The organism is Rhodanobacter caeni, assembly GCF_039523575.1.
In the GTDB taxonomy this organism is placed as follows: Bacteria; Pseudomonadota; Gammaproteobacteria; order Xanthomonadales; family Rhodanobacteraceae; genus Rhodanobacter; species Rhodanobacter caeni.
The window spans coordinates 439,090-457,053 of sequence record NZ_BAAAFO010000002.1; the positions used below are offsets into that span (position 1 = coordinate 439,090).

The 17,964-nt window shown below is 69.5% G+C and carries 10 protein-coding genes; 4 read left to right on the forward strand and 6 right to left on the reverse strand.

Annotated features, from left to right (window positions below):
• Positions 1-5 precede the first annotated feature (5 nt).
• Positions 6-8,633: a glycoside hydrolase family 94 protein gene (locus ABD017_RS06495; RefSeq protein ID WP_343881371.1), complete on the reverse strand. Its 8,628-nt coding sequence runs from the start codon at positions 8,631-8,633 to the stop codon at positions 6-8.
• 176 nt (positions 8,634-8,809) lie between these two features.
• Here ABD017_RS06495 and ABD017_RS06500 point away from each other — a divergent pair, with 176 nt between their 5' ends.
• Positions 8,810-9,277, forward strand: a complete 468-nt coding sequence (locus ABD017_RS06500; protein ID WP_343881373.1) for a GNAT family N-acetyltransferase — start codon at positions 8,810-8,812, stop codon at positions 9,275-9,277.
• Between the two features lie 94 nt (positions 9,278-9,371).
• Here ABD017_RS06500 and ABD017_RS06505 read toward each other — a convergent pair whose 3' ends face one another.
• Entirely contained in the window at positions 9,372-10,496 is a 1,125-nt protein-coding gene (locus ABD017_RS06505) for a hypothetical protein (RefSeq protein ID WP_343881375.1), read from the reverse strand.
• 400 nt (positions 10,497-10,896) lie between these two features.
• Here ABD017_RS06505 and ABD017_RS06510 point away from each other — a divergent pair, with 400 nt between their 5' ends.
• Complete coding sequence (locus ABD017_RS06510) at positions 10,897-12,183, forward strand: acetyl-CoA C-acetyltransferase (protein ID WP_343881377.1); 1,287 nt, start codon at positions 10,897-10,899, stop codon at positions 12,181-12,183.
• Between the two features lie 18 nt (positions 12,184-12,201).
• Entirely contained in the window at positions 12,202-12,741 is a 540-nt protein-coding gene (locus tag ABD017_RS06515; protein WP_343881379.1) for an energy transducer TonB family protein, read from the forward strand.
• A 170-nt stretch (positions 12,742-12,911) separates the two neighbouring features.
• Here the strand turns inward: ABD017_RS06515 and ABD017_RS06520 are convergent, their stop codons facing one another.
• The 4 genes from ABD017_RS06520 to ABD017_RS06535 form a co-directional block, all read right to left on the reverse strand.
• Complete coding sequence (locus tag ABD017_RS06520) at positions 12,912-14,783, reverse strand: phospholipase D-like domain-containing protein (RefSeq protein ID WP_343881380.1); 1,872 nt, start codon at positions 14,781-14,783, stop codon at positions 12,912-12,914.
• Between the two features lie 138 nt (positions 14,784-14,921).
• Positions 14,922-15,395 carry a SixA phosphatase family protein gene (locus ABD017_RS06525; protein ID WP_343881381.1) on the reverse strand — a complete coding sequence of 158 codons (474 nt, stop codon included), beginning with the start codon at positions 15,393-15,395 and terminating at the stop codon, positions 14,922-14,924.
• Positions 15,396-15,431: 36 nt separating this feature from the next.
• Entirely contained in the window at positions 15,432-16,064 is a 633-nt protein-coding gene (locus ABD017_RS06530; protein ID WP_343881383.1) for a nucleotide-binding protein, read from the reverse strand.
• Between the two features lie 282 nt (positions 16,065-16,346).
• Positions 16,347-17,360: a hypothetical protein gene (locus ABD017_RS06535; protein WP_425543678.1), complete on the reverse strand. Its 1,014-nt coding sequence runs from the start codon at positions 17,358-17,360 to the stop codon at positions 16,347-16,349.
• 160 nt (positions 17,361-17,520) lie between these two features.
• Here ABD017_RS06535 and ABD017_RS06540 point away from each other — a divergent pair, with 160 nt between their 5' ends.
• Positions 17,521-17,715 (forward strand): antitermination protein NusB, encoded by a 195-nt coding sequence (locus tag ABD017_RS06540; RefSeq protein ID WP_343881385.1) that lies wholly within the window; start codon positions 17,521-17,523, stop codon positions 17,713-17,715.
• Positions 17,716-17,964 lie beyond the last annotated feature (249 nt).

Consider the following 17,964-nt stretch of genomic DNA (forward strand, 5'->3'; position numbering starts at 1 on the left):
GTGAGTCAGTGGGGGCGCGGGTGGTTGATCTGGACGTGGTGGTCCGCGCCATCGTCGTTCAGCGGGATGCGGGCGTCGGGTTGCGGGGTGCCGTCAAGGTGGACGGTGGCGGGGCTGTCGGGTGGAACCACGCGCAGGTCGATGCGGTAGGTGGTGTCGCCGTGGCGGTAGGTCATCGTGAAGCCTTCCCAGGCTGGCGGCAGCACGGGGGCGAAGCGCAGTTGGCCGGCTTCCAGTTTCAGGCCCAGCAACGACTCCACCATCAGGCGATACATCCAGCCGGCGGACCCTGTGTACCAGGTCCAGCCGCCGCGGCCGACGTGCGGATCGACGGCGTAGACGTCGGCGCAGACCACGTAGGGCTCGACCTTGTAGACGTCCATGCGGGCGTCGCCGGTGTGGTTGAGCGGGTTGATCATGCGCAGCAGCTCCCACGCGCGCTCGTGGTCGCCGCGTTCGGCGAAGGCCATCGTGCTCCAGATGGCGGCGTGGGTGTACTGGCCGCCGTTTTCGCGCACGCCGGGCACGTAGCCCTTGATGTAGCCGGGGTCGTGCGGGGATTTGTCGAACGGCGGATCGAGCAGCTGGATCAGGCCGGCGTCGCGGCGCACCAGGTGCTGGTCCAGCGAGGCCATGGCCTGTTGCTGGCGTTCCGGTGTCGCCACGCCGGACAACACCGACCAGCTCTGCGCGATGGCGTCGATGCGGCATTCCATGTTGGCGCTGGAACCCAGCGGAGTGCCGTCGTCGAAGTAGGCGCGCCGGAACCACTCGCCGTCCCAGCCGTGTTGTTCCAGCGCGGCGGTGAGCTTGCGCACCTCGTCGTGGCAGCGATCGGCAAAGGCATCATCGCCGCGCAGGCGCGCAACGTCGGCGTAGCGGTTCATCACTTCGCAGCTGAAGAAACCCAGCCACACGCTTTCGCCGCGGCCTTTCTCGCCGACGCGGTTCATGCCGTCGTTCCAGTCGCCGCCGCCCATCAGCGGCAGGCCGTGCACGCCGCGGCGCAGGCCGTGTTCGATCGCGCGCACGCCGTGCTGGTACAGCGTTTCGGTGAGGCCCGAGGGTTGCGGCAGGTCGTAGTAGGACTCCTCGCCCGGATGCAGCGCGCGGCCCTCGATGTAGCCCACGCGCTCGTCCAGCACGGCGCTGTCGGCCGTGGCCAGCACGTAGCGGCTGATGGCCAGCGGCAGCCACAGGTAGTCGTCCGAGCAGGTGGTGCGCACGCCGCGATCGAGCGGCGGATGCCACCAGTGCTGCACGTCGCCCTCGGGAAACTGGTGGGCGGCGCACCGCAGCAGCTGCGCCCGCGAGAGTTCCGGCGCGGCGTGCAGCATCGCCATCGAGTCCTGCAGCTGGTCGCGGAAGCCGAACGCGCCGCCGGACTGGTAGTAGCCGCTGCGCGCCCAGAAGCGGCAGGCGATGGTCTGGTACATCAGCCAGCCGTTGGCCAGCATGTCCAGCGTCGGGTCCGGCGTGCTGATCTGCACCGCGCCCAGCGTGCGCTGCCAGTGCTCGCGTACGCGATCCAGCGCGTCGGCGGCGGCGCCGGTGCCGCGGAAGCGTTGCACCAGGGTGCGGGCGTCGGCGCTGTCGCGGCCCAGGCCCAGGCGGAACACGATCTCGCGCTGCTCGCCCGGTTCCAGCGTCACCGTCACCTGCAGCGCGCCGCACGGGTCCATGCCCGCGCCGAGGCGGCCGGAAAGATGCACGCGCTCCAGCGCCGCCGGCGCGTGCATGCTGCCGTTGCGGCCCAGGAACTCGGTGCGGTCGCCGGCCACGCGGCGGTCGAGGTCGTCCACGTCGAAGAACGCCACGCGGTCGGGGAACTCGCCGTTGTACGCGTTGCGGGCGAACAGCGCGCCGGTGGCGGGGTCGGCCTCGGTAACCACGTGCATCGCGGTTTTCTCGCGCAGGTCGCCCAGCAGCCACTCCACGTAGCCGACCACGCTGAGCCGGCGCGGGCGGTCGGAGTCGTTGCGCAGCTTCAGCACCGAGAACTTCACCGAGGCATCCAGCGCCACGTACATCCACAGTTCGCCGCGGATGCCGTCCTCGACATGCTCGAACACGCTGTAGCCGAAGCCGTGGCGGGTGACGTATTCGCCCTCGCCGCGGCGCGGCAGCGCAGTGGGCGACCAGTAGTGCCCGGTTTCCTCGTCGCGCAGGTAGATGGCCTCGCCGCTGCCGTCGCCCACCGGGTCGTTGTGCCACGGCGTGAGCCGGAACTCGTGCGCGTTCTCGCCCCAGGTATAGGCACCGCCGCTTTCGGACACCACGCTGCCGAAATACGGATTGGCCAGCACGTTGGACCACGGCGCCGGCGTGGCCTGGCCGGGGCGCAGCACGATCACGTACTCGCGGCCGTCCGCGCTGAAGCCGCCGTGCGGGCTGGGCAGTTGCAGCGCGCGCGGTTCGGGCTCGACGGCCGACGTCTCGACGGCCGAACCGCGATAGCTGCGCTCGGGCTCGAAGCGCGGCGCGTGGGTCTCCACGTGGCGGCGGCTGATCTGCTCGGCCAGGCTGCCGCGGGTGTCGCCCAGGATGATGCGGGCGCTGGCCTGCACCACCATGCGGTCCTCGCTGGACAGCTGCTGCGACGGCCGCACGAAGATGCCGCCGGGGCGGTCGAGCAGGCTCGCTTCGCTGCCCGAGGCGATCAGGCCCATGATCTGGTCCTGCAGCTCCTGCCGGTAGCCGGCGCGGTCCTCGTTCCAGATCACCAGATCCACCGCCAGCCCTTTCAGGCGCCAGTACGCGTGCGCCTGCACCAGCTGCCGCACCAGCTCGATCCGCGCCGGGTCGGAAACCTGCAGCAGCACGATCGGCAGGTCGCCGGAGATCGATTGCCCCCACAGGCCCGACTGGCCGCGCCGGTTGGCGCGCAGCACGGCCGGTTCGGCGCGCAGCTGCATGTTCGGGTAGATGATCGCGGTGGCCATGTGCTCGTACAGCTGCGCGTCGGCCAGGCTGGCGTTGAGCTGGCGCAGCAGCACCTGGCTGTGGGTCCAGGCCAGGTCGAACACGCGGTCGGCCAGGTGGCGGTCGCGGTACTTGCCGATCAGTTGCACGCAACCGTCGCGGCTGTCGGCCATGCCGGTGACCAGGTCGATGGTGGCTGACTGCTCCGGCTCCAGCGTGATGCGGCAGCGAATGGCAACGATCGGGTCGAGCACCGAGCCGGCGCTGTTGGAAAGCTTCGTCTGCGCCGCGTCCAGCGCACGCGGTTGCGCCGTGCTGCGGCCGCGGCCGATGAAGCGGGCGCGGTCGGTCTCGTAGGAGATCTCGTCGATGTCGGCGTTGTGCACGGCCAGCAGGTGGCACATCCACGGTACCGCCTCGCCTTCCGATCGCGGCCGGCGAGTGCATACGATGGCCTGCAGTTCGGGCAGCAGCTCGGTCTGCACGAACAGGTTGCTGAACGCCGGGTGGGCCGCGTCGCTGACCGGCGGTGCCAGCACCACTTCGGCGTAGCTGGTCAGCTCGATGGTGCGTCGGCTGCGGCCGCGGTTGGTGATGCGGGTGCGGCGCAGTTCGATGTCGTCCTCGGGCGAGACCACGATCTCGGTATGCGCGTGGAAATCCTTCTCGCGCACGCGGAACTCGGCGCGCGCGTCGGAGAAGATCGCCTCGAACAGCTCGGTCTTCTTGCGCGTGGGCTGGTACGCGGTGGACCAGTACTCGTTGCTGGCCACGTCGCGCAGGTAGCAGAACATGCCCCAGTGGTCGCGGGTGATGTCCTCGCGCCAGCGCGTCACCGCCAGCTCGCCGCGCCGGCTGTAGCCGCCGCCGGCGCTGCTCACCATCACGTGGTAGCGGCCGTTGGAAAGCAGCTGCACGGCCGGGCGCGGGCGATCGGGGTCGGCAAAGATGCGCAGCCGCGGCTCGGCCACGCGCGGCGTGCCGTCCAGCTCGGGGAAGCCCGACGCGTGCAGGTACTCGGCGGCGGTGCGCGGGATGCGCTCCTGCAGCAGCAGGCTGGTGGCCTGGAACGGCGGGTGCGACTCGAACCGCCGCTGCATCGGCCGGTCCAGCAGCGCGTGCGCCAGCGCCAGCAGGCTCATGCCCTGGTGGTGCGCCATGAACGACTGCACCAGCGCCGAACCTTGCCCCACCGGCAGCCGCGCCGGCGTGTAGTCGATCGCCTCGTACAGGCCGAAACGCCCCAGCGCGCCGGCTTCCGTCGCCAGCCGTTGCAGGTTGGCGGTGGCCGCGGCGGGCCGCACCATCATCGCCAGCGCGGTGGCGTAGGGTGCGATTACCACGTCCTCGCCCAGCCCGCGCTTCAGGCCCAGGCCGGGCACGCCGAAGGCGCGGTATTGATAGTTGAACTGCGCATCGCGGGTGTTGTAACCGGATTCGGAAACGCCCCACGGGATGTTCAGCTGGTTGCCGTACTCGATCTGCCGGCCCACGGCCGCGCGGCAGGTCTGGTCCAGCAGGGTGTTCTCGTAACTGGGCATCACCAGCATCGGCATCAGGTACTCGAACATCGAGCCGGTCCACGACAACAGCACCGGTTCGCCCGCGCTGGTGGTCAGCAGCCGGCCCAGCGCGAACCAGTTTTCCTGCGGCAGCTGGCCCTGGGCGATGGCCACGAAACTGGCCAGCCGCGCCTCGGAGGCCAGCAGGTCGTAATAGCCTTCGTCGCGGCGGCGTTCGTCCACGTTGTAGCCGATCGCCAACAGGTCGCGGCCGGCGTCGTACAGGAAGTGGTAATCGACCACGGCCATCTCGCCGGCCTGGTCGGCCAGCTGCTCCAGCAGGGCGATGCGCTCGCGCGCGCGTTCACGGATCGCCTCGGCGCCGGCCTCGCAGGGCCAGCACAGCGGTTCGATGCGGCCGAGCTGGGCCAGGGTGGGGATGCCGCTGAAGTTGATCTTCTCGTCGGCCGGGGGATCGAGCTGGAACGCCTGCACCTCGTCGTACAGTTCCTGGCATTGCTGCATCAGCGCCGCGCTCCAGTACGCAACCTCGCCACCGGGCTCCTGTGGCAGCTCCGTGGCGAGCGCCATGGCGTGGTCGCACAGCTGTTGCAACAGCGCGCTGGCCTCGCCAAGCGTGGACGGCGGCGCCGCCAGTGCCGCATCCAGCGCGCGTCGCAGCGGCTGCAACGCGGTGGGCCGCGCGCGGTCCAGCACATCGCGCAGCACCGCCACGGTATCGCGCAGGCCGTGCAGCAGGCGCGGGTGGAACAGCGGCTCGTCGACCAGCGCCAGCAGGCCCGGCTGCAACGTCAGCAGGTGGCCAGCGAGGTTGCCGCTGTCCACGGTGGAGACGTACAGCGGCTGCAGCGGCTGCAGGGTCCGGGTGTCGTACCAGTTGTAGAAATGTCCGCGGTGGCGCTTCAGCGCACGCATCGTGGCCAGCGTGTGGCCGGTGCGCTCGAGCAGCCGGCCCATGCCCAGGAAACCGAAATCGTAGGCGGCCAGGTTGGCCAGCAGCGCCATGCCGATATTGGTGGGCGAGGTGCGGTGGGCGACCACCGGCGCCGGGTCTTCCTGCATGTTGTCCGGCGGCAGCCAGTGATCGTCCGGGCCGACATGGGTGTCGAAATAAGCCCAGGTGCGCCGCGCCAGCGCGCGCAGGAAACGTTGCTGGCCGGCGCTGGGCGTGAACGCGCTGGCGCGCCGCGGCTGGCTGATCCACCAGGCCAGCCCCGGCGAGCACAGCCACAACAGCAGCAGCGGCTCGGCCAGCAGCAGCACGATCGGGCGATGCAGTGCCAGCACCACGGTCAGCGCCAGCGCCAGTGCCGGCCCGATCCACATCAGCCGCCACAGCGCAGCCGGTGCGTTGCTGCTGGTGCGCTCGGCATCGCTGGAGGTCTGCCACTGCAGCAGGTAACGGCCGCTGACACCCATGCGCCACAGCGTGCGCACGATCGCGTCGAGGCTGTACAGCGCTTCATGCGGCAACCAGGCCAGGCCCAGCAGCATGCGCGCCAGGTGTTGCCAGGCCGAGCGGAAGGCCGCGCGCAGGTGCTGGTCCAGCTGCACTTCGGCCGGCTTCTGCACCAGGTCCAGCAGCGCGGACAGCATCGGCGGCAACACCACCATCGCCAGCACCGCCAGCATCCACGACAGCGGCGGCGTCAGCATCAGCCAGCCCACCACCAGCAGCACCACCAGCGACGGCGGCACCAGGCTGCGGCGCAGGTTGTCCAGGATCTTCCAGCGCGACAGCGCGGTCAGCGCGTTGCGGCGCCAGCCGTCGTGCGCGGTCGGCGCCCACGGCAGCAGCCACGGCAGCAGTTGCCAGTCGCCACGAATCCAGCGGTGGCGGCGCTTCACGTCGGCGCTGTAGCGGGTGGGGTACTCCTCGTACACCTGCACGTCGCTGAGCAGGCCCGAACGCGCGTGGCAGCCTTCCACCAGGTCGTGGCTGAGGATGCGGTTTTCCGGGAAGCGGCCGTCCAGCGTCAGCTCGAACGCATCGACGTTGTAGATGCCCTTGCCGATGAACGAGCCTTCGTGGAACACGTCCTGGTAGACGTCCGACACCATCCGCGTGTACGGGTCGATGCCCGCATCGCTGCCGTAGAGCTGCGCGTAGCGCGAGCGCGCGGTGCTGGGCAGGCTGATGCCCACGCGCGGCTGCAGGATCGAGTAGCCGGCCACCACGCGCCGCTGCACCGGGTCATACACGGCGCGGTTCAGCGGATGGTCCAGCGTGCCCACCATCTCCTGCGCGGAGTCGCGCGGCAGCTGGGTGTCGGTGTCCAGCGTGAGCACGTAGTGCACCGTGCCCAGCGTGTCGATGTCGCCCACGATCAGCTGGAAGCGGTCGTGGCCGTTGCCGCGCAGCAGGGCGTTCAGGTCCGCCAGCTTGCCGCGCTTGCGCTCGTGGCCCATCCAGCATTGTTCGGCCTCGTTCCAGCGGCGCGGGCGGTGGAACAGGAAAAAGCGGTCGCTGGTGGCGGTGGCATAGCGCTCGTTGAGCGCCTCGATGCGCCGTTGCGCCAGCGCCAGCAGGGCGGCGTCGCCGGGCAGGGTTTCGCTGGCCGCGTCGGTGAAATCGGTGAGCAGGGCAAAGTGCAGGTTGGCATCGCGATTGCCCAGGAAACGCACCTCCAGCGCCTCCACCAGATCCTCGATATCCTGCGCGCTGGCGAACAGGCTGGGCACCGCCACCAGCGTGCGCGCGCTGGCCGGGATGCCGGCGGAGTAATCCATCCGCGGCAGGCGTTGCGGCTCCACCATCAGCGTGGCCAGCCAGTTGAGCAGGCTCATGCCCAGCTGGCTGGCCACGATGACGGCCGGGATGGCGATGGCCACGATGCCCCACAGCGGCAGGCCGTCGTGCACCGCGGTGAGCACCAGCGGGCGCGCGAACAGGAACGTCAGCAGCGCCAGCAGGCCCAGGTGCACCGGCAGCGGCGTGCGGTCGAAGCGGCGGCGCAAGGCGTCGCCCGGCAGTGGCCGCACGCCCAGGCGTTGCTCCAGCGTCTGGCGGCCTTCGTCGATCAGGTAGAAGCCCACGTGCTGCTGCAGCGCGGGCGGCTCGGCGCGGCCGCACAGCTCCAGCGCCGCGTCCGCCACCTGCTGTTCGGTCAGGTGGTGGTTGCGCGCCATCGACTCGACCACGTGGCGGTAGCGGTCGCGGGTGGCGAAATCCATCGCCGGGTAGATGCCGGCCGGGTCCTTGCGCAGGCGTTGCTCGACCAGGCTGGTGTGCTCGACGAAATCGCGCCAGTCGATCGCCGACAGCGCGCGCAGGCTGCCGATGCTGTTGCTGATCGACACCTGGTGCGCGGCCTGCTGCTGCGCCTCCAGGTGCACCAGGTGCTCGATGCTTTGGCCGGATTCGGACAGCCGCTGTTCGATCCAGCTCAGTGGCAGCGCCAGCGCGGGGCTTTGGCCCTGCAGCCGGCGGGTCATTTCGGCCACGAACGAACTGGCCATGGCCGGGTCCGAGCGCGCCATGTCGGCCACCACCAGCACCACGCTCTTGGGATCGCGTTCGGCGGTGGCGGCCAGCGCGTCGGCCCAGCGCACGGCCTCGCTGCGATGGCGCCAGTCGGCCATCACGCGGGCCGCCACGCGGCGCAGGTTCTCGATCAGCGCCAGCCGCAGCATGATCGGGATCGCCCACAGCTCGCCCAGCTTCAGCGGCGTGATCGTCTGGTAGGCCCGCACGAAGCGGCTGAGGCTGGCGATATCCACCCGGCCGTCGCCGTGCGAGATGATTTCCAGCGCGATGTCGTACACGCGCGGCAGGGTGGCCGACGCGCCCTGGCTGAGGCGCGGCAGCTCGCGGCTGTAGCCCTTGGGCAGGTGGCGCCGGGCGAGGCGGATCTGCTCCTCGATCAGGTACAGGTTGTCCAGCAGCCACTCGCCGGCCGGCGTCACCCGGCTGCGCTGGCGGGTGGCGGCGGTGAGCCGTTCGCAGGTGTGCAGCAGCACCGCCTCGTTGTCGGCCAGGCGCGCCAGCAGCAGGTCGGCGTTGGAGCGCTCGCTGATCTTGTGCTGCGCGGCCAGCACGGCGCCGTGGCGCTCCATCTGCTCGGCGCTGAACAGCTCCGAGCGCAGCGCCGGCTCCTGCTCCGAGCGCGCATGCGCCGCCACGCGGCGACGGCGGAACGCGCGCAGGCGGCGCAACTTCAACAGATCGAGAAGGCTGGCGATGTTCAATTCCGGTTTCCTTGGGCGCTGGCCACGCGCGGGCACCGGCGTCCGCTGGAAGCGATCACCCGACCCGTTGCGTGAGGAGCAGACCGCCTCGGCGGCTGACTCTGCCGCGAGCGTACGCGGCGAGGTGTGAAGACGATGCGCTAGCATGGCCCGCTCCCCAACCACCGGAGCCGCTCATGTCGCTGTCGATTCGCCTGGCCACTGTCGCCGACATTCCCGACCTGGTGGCCTGGAACAGCGCGATGGCGTGGGGGACCGAGCACAAGCGGCTGGACCCGGCCGTGCTGGAACGCGGCGTCGCCGGCGTGCTGGAGCAGCCGCGGCGCGGCTTCTACCTGGTTGCCGAACGCGACGGCATGGCCGTGGGCGGCCTGTTGCTGACCTATGAGTGGAGCGACTGGCGCAACGGCGATTTCTGGTGGATCCAGAGCGTCTACGTGATCCCCGCCGCGCGCCGCAACGGCGTGTTCCGTGCGCTGCACGCGGATGTGGCCCAGCGCGCTCGCGAGGCCGGGGCGGTGGGCCTGCGCCTGTACGTGGAAACCAAAAACGAACGCGCCCAGGCCACCTACGCGCAACTGGGCATGCAGCGCTGCCCGTACTGGATGTACGAGACCGATTTCACCACGGGCGATGGCGTGTGATTTTCTGTGGGAGCGGCTTCAGCCGCGATGCTTTTGCTCCGAAACCCCAAAGCAAGAGCATCGCGACTGAAGTCGCTCCCACAGGCGAAGTCCGCTACGGGGCGGGTGCCGACAACCGCCTGCTCTCATCCAGCACGACATGACCACGCGCCTGCAGCTCGATGGCCGCGCCGTAACGTTCGGACAGTCGATTCAACAGCGCATCGCGCGCCTGCGGATGCAGCGGGTAGCCGTGCGCCAGCACCCGCACCGAGCCCGCGCCATCGCGCTGGCTCAGCGTGATCGCCACCACGCCCAGGCCCGGTGCCTCATGCGCATACAGCGTGGGCGTGCTGCCGTCGGCATCGACGGCGGCCAGCGTTTCCAGCAAATAGCCGCGGCCCGCTTCGCTGCCGTCGCCAGCCATGGCCAGCGGCAGCTGGTGGGCGTCGAGCAGGGCGGCGTACTGGCGCAACTCGAACACGATGCCGGCGAAATCGTGCGCGCGTTGCGACGCTTCGCCATGCTGCGTGGCCAGCCATTGCGCGGGCGACTGCACGGTGGCCTTGCCCTGCGCGTAATGCCAGTTGAGGCCGCGGGCGCTCATCGTCGATTCGTCGCGATCGGGCGTCAGCAGCGCCACTTCCAGCAGCGCCCACAGCGGCGCCAGGTTGACGTGCTCGTACTGCACGCAGGTCAGCGCCATCAGGTCGTGGCGGGTGAGGTAGCGCACGTGTTCCAGCGGAATGCCCAGCGTGCGCATCAGCCAGTCGGCGGTGTGCGCGCCGGCCTCGCCGCGGCCGATCAGCTGCAGTTCCCACTGCTCGGAAAGCGCTTCGGCCTGCTCCGCCGGCGCCAGCAGGGTCAGCGGCAGCAGGCGCATCGGGCCGTCGGCGTAATGCGGCGAGGGCTGCAGGGCTGGCGCCGGCATCTGGCCATCGTTGCTGCCGAACGCCACCACGTTCTCCAGCCGGCTGCGCGGCACGCGCCGCGCCAGGTCGTCCAGCGTGGTCCACACCGGGAAATCCGGCCGCAGCAATTCCACCGGATCGAACAGCGCACCGGCCAGCGCCAGCCGCGCCGCGTCCACCTGGGGAATCAGCCCGCGCAGATCGGTGGCCACGTGGCCGGCCAGCTCATCCGCCTCGTCGCGCGTCAGCGTGAGCCGCGGCGGCGCCTGGCCGGCAGCGAGTTCGAGCGCCAGTACGGCGGGCAGGGCGAGCAGCGTTTGCGCTTCCACGTGGGGAATTCCGGGCGGGAAGTCCGATTCTAGCGGGGAGGGGTGGCATTTATCGCTCCGATGCGATTTTCTCGCGGCCTGTTCGGCTTCGTTGGGATTTCCCCGCGGCGTGTCCCCCTCACCCCTGCCCTCTCCCCGCAGGGGAGAGGGTCTTACGGCCCCTTCCCGCTTTACGGTTTGGCGTGCGGATTGTTCGTGCCTCTTCGATAAACGGAAAAGCCCGAGTCCACCGTAATACCTCCTCTCCCCTGCGGGGAGAGGATTGAGGAGAGGGGGGCGGGGCTTGCGGGGAAGCCCGCCCCGCCTGAATGAACCGGCCATCCCGCGCCGTGATGGGGTTTCGCCGGGCAGCACCGCGGGTTAGCCTTGCGGGACTTGATATTTTCGGATCGTCGTGAGCATGGAGAACACGCAGAAGCGCGTCGGGGTGGTTGGCGGAGTACGCGTTCCGTTCTGCCGCAACAACACCGCCTATGCCGATGTCGGCAATTTCGGGCTCTCGGTGAAAGTGCTCGGCGCGCTGGTGGAACGCTACGGACTGCATGGAGTGGAGCTGGGCGAGGTGGCGCTGGGTGCGGTGATCAAGCACGCGGCCGACTGGAACCTGGCGCGCGAGGCGCTGCTGTCGTCCGGGCTGGCGCCGACCACGCCGGGCATCACCACCGCGCGCGCCTGCGGCACCTCGCTGGACAACGCCATCATCGTGGCCAACAAGATCGCGGTGGGGCAGATCGAGGCGGGCATCGCGGCCGGCTCCGACACCACCAGCGACGTGCCGATCGTCTACGGCCGGCGCCTGCGCAAGCGCCTGCTGGCGATGAACCGCGCCAGGACGCCGCTCGACAAGCTGAAGGTGGCGCTGCACGGTTTTTCGTTGCGCGAGCTGAAGCCCGCGTTTCCCGGCGTGGCCGAGCCGCGCACCAACAAGTCGATGGGCGACCACTGCGAACTGATGGCGAAGGAGTGGCACATCAGCCGCGAGGCGCAGGATCAGCTGGCGCTGGAAAGCCATCGCAAGCTGGCGGCGGCGTACGAGAGCGGCTTCTTCGACGACCTGGTGGTGCCGTTCCGCGGGCTGAAGCGCGATGGTTTCCTGCGTCCCGATTCCACGCTGGAAAAACTGGCGGCGCTGAAGCCGGCGTTCGACAAGCGCTCCGGCAAGGGCACGCTCACGGCGGGCAACTCCACCGGCCTGTCCGACGGCTCGGCCGCCGTGCTGCTGGCCAGCGACGACTGGGCCGCCCGGCGCGGCCTGACCATCCAGGCCTACCTGCGCGATGCGGAAGTGGCAGCCGTGGATTTCGTGCATGGCGAGGGCCTGCTGATGGCGCCCACCGTCGCCGTGCCGCGCCTGCTGGCGCGCAACGGCCTCAGCCTGCAGGATTTCGATTACTACGAAATCCACGAGGCGTTCGCGGCCCAGGTGCTGTGCACCTTGCGCGCGTGGGAGTCGGCCGAGTACTGCAGGAACCGGCTGGGCCTGGATGCGCCGCTGGGTTCGATCGATCCGGCAAAACTCAACGTGCACGGTTCCAGCCTGGCGGTGGGTCATCCCTTCGCCGCGACCGGCGCGCGCATCATCGCCACGCTGGCCAAGCTGCTGGAACAGAAGGGCAGCGGCCGCGGGCTGATCTCGATCTGCACGGCCGGCGGCATGGGCGTCACCGCGATTCTCGAGCGGCCGTAGGCCGCGGCCCGGATCGGCATGCCACGCCTTCGCACCACCACGGGTTTCAGCTTGCTGCTGCTGCTTGGCGGCATCGCCGGCACGGCTTGGCTCAGCACGCTGACGGCCGGCTGGAGCGGCCCGGCCGTGGCCGTGCGCACGCCAACCCACCACGCATCGCGTATCACGCAGGCCCCAGCGCACGCGCGCCGGCCGGTGTACACCGCAGCGGCGACGGTTGCGCGCGTGGCGCCGCCCGAACCCGCGCCGGCGGCCATGCCGTTACCGCCCGCCCCGCTGCAACCGGTGGCGATGCCGTACGACACCACCATGCCGTGGTACAAGCTGCGCGGCCATCTGGACGGCCGCGTGGTGGTGCACGTCGATACCGATGGCCGCGGTCAGGTCGATCGCGCCAGCGTGGTCGAATCCAGTGGCGACCCGGTGCTGGACGATCACGCCCTGCGCAGCGTGCGCGGCTGGCGCTTCGCTGTGCCCGCCGATCAGCCCGACGGCGTCAGCGGCGAGCTGCCGATGCGCTTCTCCTCGCACCAGGACAGCCTAGCCCGCGCACCGTAGGACGGCTTCCAGGAACGCCGTCATTCCGGCGAAAGCCGGAATCCAGTGCCTCTAGCTCTTTAAGGCCAGGAGTCACTGGATTCCAGCTATCGCTGGAATGACGAATCAATGGGGATATTCGGGGTCCTGTGGCGGGTGATGCTCTCCGAATCCCGAATCCCGAATCCCGCTCAAAGCACCCCCTTGGCCCCCGCGCCGAACGCGGTGAACAGCCGCGTGATGATCAGCTTCGGCGACAGCGCCACGTCCGGGAAATCGCCTACCGCCCGGTAGCACTGGAAAAAGCCGGGATCGCTGGCCAGCATCGGCTGGCAGCCGGGTTTCAGGTCGTAGCTGGTGGCGTAGCGGAACGGCCACAGGTCGAACAGCGGCAGGTGCTCGGAGACCGTGCCGATGGCCTGGTTGATGTCGGTCAGCACCGGCACCACGGGGCGCCGCGGTGCAATCACCCAGGCGTTTTCCGGTTGCGTGTCGCGCAGGATGGAGCTGCGCAGCTGGTCGGCGAACCGGTGGTCGTAGACGATGACGCCGGCCTCGGTGTTGTAGTGGTCCGAGCGCGGGTCGAAGTTGTGCGAGCCGACCATGGCGAAGGTGTCGTCCACCACGATCGACTTGGCGTGCAGGCCGAAACGGCGGCCTTCGCTGATCAGCGGCGCCGGCCGGCTGTTGCTGCCGTGGCTGCCCAGCAGGTGGAAGCGCGCTTTTTTGGCGCTGGCCGGCGTGGCGGTTTCCGGCGCCGGTGTCGCCGAATCCATGCCCAGGTTGGCCAGCTGGTTGTCGACCGCCGCGGCCACCGCGTGCGGCTTCATCTCGTGGATCTCGAAGCCGAACTTGGTGAGGTAGCGCTTGCGGTGCTTGTACGACATGGCATACACGGCGAACGCGTCGGTGGATGCCAGCGAATTGGTGGACACCACGATGCGCGGCGGTTCGGCACGCTGGTGCAGGCGGCGGAAGATCTTCTGCGCCTGGTCGCTCATCACCAGGTAGGGCGTCTGCAGCAGCACTTCGCGCCGCGCGCCCGCCACCATGCGCATGATGTGGCGGGTGAACATTTGCGAGCGCGCGCGGTCGGGCGCGCGGGTCTTGGTCGGCATGTCGCTGAAGTAATCCACGTTGCCGACCTCCATGCCCGGCGCCACCAGCCATGCGTGCAGCCACGGCGGGTCTTCCGCGGCCTGTTGCACCTGCGCCACGCGCAGGGGACGGCGGTAGTCCGGTTCGCGCCAGGTGGGCGCCTCGGTGTCGGACAGGATGCGCTTGTTGAGGTCGCGCAGGTGGGTCAGCGGCACCGCGCGGCGGTGGTTCCAGAACAGGTCGAAACTGTCGGCCATCTCGCGCGCCGCCGGCCCGCCCACCATCACGTCGCGGTCGACATAGTTGAAGTCGTCATCCCAGTTGAAATAGCGATCCTCGTAGTTGCGCCCGCCGGTGATGCCGATGCTGTCGTCCACCACGATCAGCTTGTTGTGCATGCGCTGGTTGAACTTCATGAAACAGCAGATCACGCCGGCCGCGAACTCCAGCGGCGGCGTGCGCGCCTTGTGGAAAGTGGGGTTGTACAGGCGCACATGCAGGTTGACGCTGGCGCGCGCCAGCCGGTCGAGCAGGTCGAGGTCGTTGAAGGAGAACAGCTGGTCGGCCAGGATGCGCACGGTCACGCCGCGCCGCGCTGCCTGCACCAGTTCGTTCAGCATCAGCTGGCCGGCGTCGTCCTGGGCCCAGATGAAGGTCTGCACGTCGATCGACTTGCGCGCGGCGCGCACCAGGTTCACCCGGGCAGCCAGCGCCGGCTCGCTGTCGTCGAGCAGGGTGACCACGTTCACCGGCTGCGCCGGCGTGGATTCGGCCAGCGCCGAGTTCGCCGCTTGCAGCAGTGGCGAGGGCTTGGCGCAGTGATCGGCGCGCTGGCAGGTGAGCTGGCGGTCGACGGTGTCGGCTATCGCCAGGTCGGCCTGGTGGATTTTCGCCCGCGACACGGCGCAGCCCTGCAGCAGCAGGATGGCAAGCAGGAGGGGCAGGGAAACGAGGCGTGACGACATCCGCGCATGATACGGGCAGTGTCGTGAGCGCGGCAGTCACGGTTTGGAGGAGTGAGTGGAGAGGAGTGAGAGAAAGCGGGAGTCGGAGGCTGGTGCCGTCTCTCACTCCTCACTCCTCTCCACTCACTCCTGCTCCCGTCACGGCGACCAGAACACATCCAGCCTGGCGTTCCCCGGCTCCAGCGTGTCACCCAGGTGCAGCACCGCCAGCGCGCCCGGCGGCATGCCGCGGAAGTCGTCGGAGCGACCTTCCACCAGCAAGGCCACCAGCCGTTCGACGCCGGGATTGTGGCCCACCAGCATCACCGAGCCGGCGTCGCCGTGCTGGTCGAGCAGGGCCAGCAGCTCGCCCGGCGAGGCGTCATAGATCTCCTCGGCCAGTTGCGGCACCGGCAGCGAGTCCAGCGCGGTCAGCGCCAATCGCGCGGTTTCGACGGTGCGCCGCGCCGGCGAACACAACACGCGCTGGGGACGGATGCCGTGGCTGGCCAGCCACAAGCCGGCCGCCTGCGCCTCCTGTTCGCCATGCGCGCTGAGCGGGCGCTGGCGGTCGTCGCCGCTGGCTTCTATGGGGACGGCTTCGGCATGCCGCAGCAGGATCAGTTCGTGCATGGGTGGCTCCGTGGGGGGGGGCGTGTCGATCGAGCGTCATGATTGACGCTTGATCCACCGCAGCAGCGCTTTCCAGTCCTGCTGGTGATTGCGCACGTGCTCGGATTGGTAATCGAAAATGCCCTTGCCCAGCGCGGTCAGCAGCACGTAGGCCTGGCTGTCGCGCAGTTGCGCGGCAATGGGGAATGGCGACGCTTCGGCCAGCCGCGTCAGCGCGTCCTGGCTGGCGTGGGTCCACGGCTTGAGCCGGTTGGCGACCAGCGCCACCGGCAGCTTGCCGCGCTTGATGCGGCCGATGGCCTGCAATTCGGACAGGAAACGCAAGGTGGCGTCGAGGTCGAACGACGAGGGCAGCACCGGCACCAGCAGCACGTTGGCCAGCTCCAGATACGGTTCCAGCTCGCGTTCGCCGACGCCGGCGGGCGTGTCGATCAGCAGTTGCTGGGTGCCCTCCGGCACGCGTTGCAGGCCGCGACGGCCGCCCTCCAGCGCCAGCACGCCGGGCACGTTGTCGGGCCGCAACTCGGCCCAATGGAAACTGGAATGCTGTTTGTCTGCGTCGACGATGGCGGTGCGCTGCCCCGCCTGTGCCCAGTGCGACGCCAGTTGCGTCACCAGCGTGCTTTTGCCGCAACCACCCTTGCTGCATGCCACCAGCGTCGTAAGCATCGGTTGACCCCTGCCCCGGAAGGTGGATCAAGCCTAACCCGCGGAAGGGCTAAAGGGGAACGGGTGCGGCGTGTGCCCGGAGCTTTCCCGCGGCGTGTCCCCCTCTCCCCGCAGGGAAGAGGGGATTGCGGTGCTTTTGGGCGCTGAGGTTGGGCGGTGCGGCTTTTTGCGGTTGCGCGGATCGTTGTCGAACAGTACGCCTATGTCGTATTGCGACTTCCTCTCCCCGTTGGGGAGAGGATCGAGGAGAGGGGTGGGTGCTCGCGGGAAAGCGGAGCGCCCTCAGCTCCCGGGCTTCCAGTCGGCCGGCGCTTCCGTGGCGATGCCGGCGTTGCGCAGGGCGGCCAGCATCAGGCTCATTTCGTTGCCGCCGTTGCGCGCCAGCGCGAGCAGGTGCTGGGCCACGGCGGGGTCGGTTTGCGCGCGCGCGGAGAGTGCGGCGAAGTTCTGCACCTGCCATGTCAGGTTGCGGCGCGCCTGGCGGGCGTCATCCTGCTGGGCGGGGTCGTCGGCCAGGGTTTCGCGCAGGTGCAGGCCCAGCGAGCGGGCCAGCGGACTGGAGCCCCATTCCAGGAGTTTGCCGAGCTTCAGGCAATCGCTTTTCAGTGTGGCATCGTCGGCCGCGTCGTCGCACAGCTTCGCCGTGGCCGGCAGGTTCGGTTGCGGCTGGGCGCGGGCGCTGCCGAACACCATCATCACCTGCAGGCCGGCGGCGCCACCGGTGCTCTTCGGGTCCAGTGTGGCGGCCGGTGGCGGCAGGATGGTGACGGTGCTTGCCAGGGCCTTCAGGCTGATGCCGGCGTAGTCGTCATACAGCTTTGCGCCGGCGGCACGGGCCAGGTCCTGGCGCACCGCGTCGCCATGCAACTGGCGCTGGTCGTCGCCCAGCTTGAGCAGCCACACCGCGGCGTTGTCGGGGGCCTTGGCCTGCAGGGCGGCCAGCGCGTCGCCGTTGGGGCAGGCATCGGCCCTGGCGTCGCAGTCGGCCAGCCGCACCCAGTCGATCGCCGGGCCCGCATCCTGCGCTTTCGCCGCCCGGTCGATCAACGTGTGGAAACTGCTGTGGTCCGGCTGGTTGGGCAGCGGCCGCGCCAGCAGCGCGGCGCCCAGCAGCGGCAAGGCATCGGCGCGCGGCGCCAGTACGCTGACCAGGTCGCGCTGGAAACCGACCAGGGCCTTGTCGCGGGCCACGTCGGCCTTGTGGCCGGTGGCCGGCCCGTGCTGGCGAGCGGCCCAGGCCGGGCCCGTCATCGTGACCAACGCGCAAATCATCCATGCATGGCGCCATCCGCGCATCGCGCTCTCCCGGCAAGCAAAGTGCCCAGCTTAACGGTCGAATCTTAAGCGGGGCTGATCGCGCGGTTTGCACGGCGGGCGGGCATGCGCGAGGCTTGGAGGCTACGAACGTGGCCGCCTGTTCCGCGCGAGGCGCGGCGTCAACCTGAAGGAGACCGGCGTGAATCACTTTTCCACATGGGCCGACGGTGCGCCCTGGTTCGCAGGCTGGGGCACGCTGGCGCTGATCAACGCCGCCCTGGCGCAAGGCAAGAACCGCAGCGGCTTGCTTTGGTTTTTGCTGTCCCTGGTGCTCGGACCGCTGGCGACACTGGTGCTGGTGCTGCTGCCAAAAGTGCGATCGAAGATGTTCTGAGCGCACTAGCGGCGCGGTTCATGCAAAGCCGCAACTGCCGAACCTCAACGCCAGATCAGGCCGTAATACCCTCTCCCCTTGGGGAGAGGGCAGGGGAGAGGGCAGGGGAGAGGGGGACACGCCGCGGGGAAGCCCCAGCGAAAACAGAGCAGGCCGCGGGAAAGCCCCAACGACGCCGTCCACGACGCCGAAAAGCCGCGCCAACCCGCTTCCCCGCAAGCACCGGCCCCTCTCCTGTGTCCTCTCCCC

What these genes read in the sequence shown, in the direction of transcription:
- ABD017_RS06500 (WP_343881373.1), top strand. Translation starts at nt 8,810, where the DNA reads ATGTCGCTGTCGATTCGCCTGGCCACTGTCGCCGACATTCCCGACCTG.
- ABD017_RS06510 (WP_343881377.1), top strand. Translation starts at nt 10,897, where the DNA reads ATGGAGAACACGCAGAAGCGCGTCGGGGTGGTTGGCGGAGTACGCGTT.
- ABD017_RS06515 (WP_343881379.1), top strand. Translation starts at nt 12,202, where the DNA reads ATGCCACGCCTTCGCACCACCACGGGTTTCAGCTTGCTGCTGCTGCTT.
- ABD017_RS06520 (WP_343881380.1), bottom strand. Translation starts at nt 14,783, where the DNA reads ATGTCGTCACGCCTCGTTTCCCTGCCCCTCCTGCTTGCCATCCTGCTG.
- ABD017_RS06525 (WP_343881381.1), bottom strand. Translation starts at nt 15,395, where the DNA reads ATGCACGAACTGATCCTGCTGCGGCATGCCGAAGCCGTCCCCATAGAA.
- ABD017_RS06530 (WP_343881383.1), bottom strand. Translation starts at nt 16,064, where the DNA reads ATGCTTACGACGCTGGTGGCATGCAGCAAGGGTGGTTGCGGCAAAAGC.
- ABD017_RS06535 (WP_425543678.1), bottom strand. Translation starts at nt 17,360, where the DNA reads ATGCGCGGATGGCGCCATGCATGGATGATTTGCGCGTTGGTCACGATG.